General features: G+C 69.9%; 4 protein-coding genes. 1 reads left to right on the top strand and 3 read right to left on the bottom strand.

The annotated features are described in order from the left end of the window. Window positions 1-19 precede the first annotated feature (19 nt). Complete coding sequence (locus tag VD972_RS11775) at window positions 20-175, top strand: PEP/pyruvate-binding domain-containing protein (protein ID WP_324985418.1); 156 nt, start codon at window positions 20-22, stop codon at window positions 173-175. 18 nt (window positions 176-193) lie between these two features. Here the strand turns inward: VD972_RS11775 and VD972_RS11770 are convergent, their stop codons facing one another. The 3 genes from VD972_RS11770 to VD972_RS11760 all read right to left on the bottom strand — a co-directional run. Continuing rightward, window positions 194-406, bottom strand: coding sequence for a hypothetical protein (locus VD972_RS11770; protein ID WP_324985415.1), 213 nt, complete (start codon window positions 404-406; stop codon window positions 194-196). Window positions 407-522: 116 nt separating this feature from the next. Further along, window positions 523-3912: a WD40 repeat domain-containing serine/threonine protein kinase gene (locus VD972_RS11765; RefSeq protein ID WP_324985412.1), complete on the bottom strand. Its 3390-nt coding sequence runs from the start codon at window positions 3910-3912 to the stop codon at window positions 523-525. A 199-nt stretch (window positions 3913-4111) separates the two neighbouring features. Further along, the coding region (locus VD972_RS11760) for an SDR family NAD(P)-dependent oxidoreductase (protein WP_324985409.1) at window positions 4112-4723 on the bottom strand (612 nt) is incomplete at its 5' end.

Here is a 4723-nt window from a genome sequence, read left to right as displayed (position 1 = left end):
CACCGCCAGCGCGGCCCCCGTGCTCTCGGAGGCGCGCGCGAAGGACCTCGCGCTGGCGGCGGCGAAGCTGGTGAAGGTCTTCCCCACCAGCGGCCCGCTCGACATCGAGTGGGTGCTGGAGGGCGAGAAGGTCTGGATCGTCCAGGCCCGTCCCTTCATCGAAGGTGGGAGCTGACTCACGCAGGGCCGTGGCTCAGAGGAGCGGGCCGCCGCACTCTTCTCCCAGCGCGAGCGTCGTGACGGTGCCGCCCTCTTCGCCCAGCGCCTTCGTCGTGACGGGGCCGCCGCAGCCCTCTTCTCCCAGCGCCAGCGTCGTCATCATGCTCCGGCCGCCCTGGATCTTCTCCAGCGTCTCCGCCGGCAGCTCGTACTGAATGAAGGACTTCCTCTTGCCTTGCTTGCTCATCGCACGCTCCTTGGACCTGGGTTCGTGTCGGTCCGTCGAGCAAGGCTGAGTGGACCCGCGTGGCTTGTGACAGGAGTGGCCGGGATGCGAGGCAAGCGACGGCTCGTCCGCTCAGCTCACGGGATGTTCCCCACCGTCTTCATCCATTCCCGCAGGGCCGCCGGGTCCGTGGGCAGATCATCCGCCCAGCTCCGCAGCGTCCCATCCCAGCCGCTGGAGGCCAGGTGCTTGTTGTCCAGGAACACCACCCCGGTGGCTCGCGCGGCGTGGCCTCGCAGCACCCGGCTCTCATTGGTCGCCAGGTCCCACAGCCGCACGGTGTTGTCGATGCTCGACGAGGCCACCCGCCGGCTGTCGGGCGAGAGCGCCACGTCGGTGATGTCGCCCTGGTGCCCCTGGAGCACTCCGCGAGACTCGCCCGTCCGGGCGTCCCACAGCCGCAGGATGCCGTCCTTCACGCTCGCGCTGACCAGCAGCAGCCCATCCGGGGACATGGCGATGTTCTGCACCCCGTTGCCGCTCGCGCCCGCCTTCTGGCTGGTGCCAGTCGCCAGATCCCAGATGCGCAGGGTGTGATCCAGGCTCCCGCTCACGAGCCGCTGGCCGTCGGGTGAGAAGAGCAGGCTGGTCACCACGTCATCGTGGCCGTGCAGCTCCCGGAAGCTCCCAGTGATGAGGTCCCACAGCCGGAGCTCCCCCTTCTTGCTTCCGGAGGCCAGCCGCTGGCCGTCCGGCGAGAAGGCCAGCCGGCGCACCTCGTGGTCGTGTCGGCCGAGCGAGCGCGTCTGTCCCGAGTTCGGCTCCCACAGCCGGAGCTCCCCCGAGTCGTCCGCGGTGGCCAGGCTCTGGCTGTCGCGATGGAAGGTGAGCGCGGTGATGGGCTGCGTGTGGCCCTCGAGGTGGCGCACAGGCTGCCCGGTGGCGATGTCCCACAGGCGCAGCCGGCCATCCTTTCCTCCGGCAGCCAGCCACCGGCTGTCGGGCGAGAACTGGATGGGGGCGGGCTCGCCGTTGCTGAGCTGCTCCCGGAGGAGGATGGCCTTCGTCGTCACATCGAACAGGCGGAGCGAGCCGTCTCCGCCCAGGGACGCCAGGAGCCGGCCCGAGGGAGAGGCCACCAGCGTGTTCAAGGCCACCGAGGTCTTCGCAAGGAGCCGGTTGGGCTCCGCCTTCACGTTGAACAGGCGCGTCGTCTTGTCATAGCTGCCCACGGCGAGCCACTGCCCGTCCGGGGAGAAGTCCATGGAGTACGCCGCCCCCTGGTGCCCGCGCAGGATGCGGCTGTGGCCGTTGGCCAGCTCCCAGAGCCGCGCGGTGCGGTCGTCGCTGCTGCTGGCCACCAGCCGGCCGTCCCGGGAGAAGAGGATCTCGTTGATGCGGCCTTCATGGCTGCCCAGCAGATCGTTCTTGTTCGTGTCCAGATTGAAGAGCCGGAGCTGCCCCTCGCTGGTCCCCACGGCGAGCTTCCCACCGTCGGGCGAGAAGGCCAGGTAGGAGATGGAGCCAAGCCGCTGGCCGAGGATCCGGCCCTTGCCCGTCCGTGGATCCCAGGCGCGCAGGGTCTGGTCCAAGGCGCCCGTGATGGCGAGGTCCCCCCGGGGAGAGAATGCGATCGCCGTCACCGTCCCCTCGTGCTCCAGCGTGTGCGCGGTGCCCTGCTGCAGATCCCAGAGCTGCGCGCGCGGTCCCGAGAGGGCGTGGACGAGGACATAGCGTCCGTCCGGAGAGCGCGAGAGCAGGCTGAGCGGGCCCAGCCCGGTGTCGAGCGTCCGATCGAGGCCTCCGCTCGCCACGTTCCAGATGCGCAGCAGGCCATCTCCCCGATTGCTGACGATGAGCTGCCGGCCGTCCGGGGTGAAGAGGACGGTGTCCACCGGCCCCGTGTGGCCCGCGAGCACCTGGCTCTCGCCCGTCTCCAGGTTCCAGATGCGCGCAGTCCGGTCCTTGCTTGCGGTGGCCAGGAGGCGGCCGTCCGGGGATACGCTGAGGCGCCACACCTCGTCGGTGTGCCCGGTGAGGATGCGAGCGCCGCCGCCCTTCATGTCCCAGAGGCGGATCGTCGTGTCGTCGCTGGTGGTGACCAGGTACCTGCCGTCGCGGGTGAAGCCCACGTCATCCACGGTCTGCGTGTGGCCCCGCAGGATGATGGCGAAGCCGCGCGCCTGGGCATCCGCGGCGATGGTGCGCACGGCTGACCACCGAGAGAACCCCTGCGAGAGGCTGCGCAGCCAGGGGATGACCTCGTTGGGATCCCGATCCACGGAGGTGCGGGCGTGCATGAGGGTGAGCTCGTCGGCTCGCTCCAGCTCCTGCTGCCGCGCGGTCTCCGCGTCACGCCGGGCGGCCTCGGCCTCGGCCTGCTTGCGCTCGGCGCGATCTCGCTCGGCCAGGATGCGGAAGAAGCTCACCGTGCCCACGCCGATCAGCGCCAGCATGGCCACCACCGTCACCGCCACCACGGCCCGGTAGCGCCGGATGAAGCGCCGGATCCGCTCCCCCAGGGAGTAGGCGTGGGCGGCGACGATCTGCCCCGTCTGGAAGCGCCGCAGGTCCTCCGCCAGCTCGCGCGCGGTGGCATAGCGCTCGCTGGGGTTGCGGGCCATCGCCTTGGCCACGATGGTCAGCAGATCCGAGGGAATTCCCTTCTGGCGCGCGGAGAGCGACGTGGGCGGACCCCGCACCACCTGATCAATGACCTGTGCGGAGGAGCCACTGTCGTAGGGCCGGCTCCCCGCCAGCAGGTGGTAGAGGATGGCGCCCAGCGCGTAGACGTCGGCGCGCTCGTCCACGATGCGGCCCGCAGCCTGCTCGGGGGGCATGTACGCAGGTGTGCCGACCACTGTGCCCATGTGAGTCAGGGAGGCGTCCACCCCTGTGGAGGTAGGGGCCACGCCCGTCTCGGCGCCGGCATCGTGGGCCAGGTCCTTGGCCAGTCCCCAGTCGATGACGACCGTCTCGCCGAAGTCGCCGACGAGGACGTTGGCGGGCTTGAGGTCGCGGTGGATGACGCGCTCGGTGTGGGCGTAGGCGATGGCCTCGGCCACCGCGAGCACGTGGGGCAGCAGGGCGAGCCGCTCCTGGAGCGTCTTCGTCTCGCCGATGACGTCCGCGAGCGAGCGGCCCGAGACGAACTTCATCGCGTAGAAGGGCTCGCCCGTGTCCCAGCGCCCGGCGTCGTAGACAGGGACGATGGAGGGGTGCTGGAGCCGGGCGGTGATGAGCGCCTCGGTGACGAAGCGGGCCTCCACGGTGCCGCCCGGGAAGATCAGCTCTTTGATGGCTACGGGCCGGTTGAGGCGACGATCCCGGGCGTGGAGGATGCGGCCGATGGCGCCGTGGGCGAACTCCCCGGAGAGGTCATAGCGGTCCGTCTCCCCCTTGGGCAGGGCCCGGGCGGCGGCCTCCATGGTCGTGGCGGTGCGGCCCGGCAGGGTTGAGTCCAGCCCAGAGCCAGACTCCCCCTTGGGGGAGGCCGGGATGCTCAGGGTGGGATCGTCCTTGCTCATGGGGGGCTCTGCCGCGGCGGTGTTCCTGAGGGGTGCCGAGGTTATCTCCCCCCAGAATGCCGCAGATACGGGCTTCCCTCTACCTTGCTGCAGGTCCGAGTGCTCCTTCACTGAGAGAGGAAGGAAGCGCTGACCCAGGATGGTGGTGGGCCCTGGGCCCTGAGCCCGAGCAGGCAGGCGAGAAGCCAGCGGGGCTGGATCAGCGCAGCCCGCTGAGCTTCTCGCTGAGCTCCCAGAGCTGCTCTCTCGCGGCGACGTCCAGGGCCTGGGGGGCGGGATTCACCTCACGCTGGCGCGCGAAGTAGCGGCCCGTCATGCCTGAGACCTCCGGTGAGGTGGCCAGGAACACCGAGGTCTCCGCCCCTTCCTCCACCGTGTCGCTCCCATTCATGCCGAAGCCCTCGACTAGCAGCTTTGTGCTCACCACGCCCGGGTGCAGGCAGTTCGCCGTCGCCTGCTCGGCGGGGAGGCGCTTGGCGAGCTCGAAGGTGAAGAGGATGTTCGCCAGCTTCGACTGCGCATAGGCCGCGTAGCCCTGGAAGCCTCGCGCGAGCTGCAGGTCCTCGAAGCGCATCCGGCCCCGGCTGTGCGCGATCGAGCTTACGTTCACGATGCGGGCGCCAGGCCCCGTCAGCGGCCCCTTCAGCAGCAGGTTCGTCAGCAGGAACGGCGCCAGGTGGTTGATCTGGAACGTCATCTCCAGTCCGTCCGCGGTCAGCTCGCGCTCGTTCATGAAGACGCCCGCATTGTTCACCAGCACGTCCAGGCGGGGGAAGCGCCGCGCGAGCTCCTCGGCGCCCTGGCGTACACT

Source organism: Hyalangium sp. (assembly GCF_035629615.1).
In the GTDB taxonomy this organism is placed as follows: domain Bacteria; phylum Myxococcota; class Myxococcia; order Myxococcales; family Myxococcaceae; genus Hyalangium.
The sequence above is the reverse complement of the archived record's forward strand: the minus strand, read 5'-3'. Positions and strand labels throughout refer to the sequence as shown.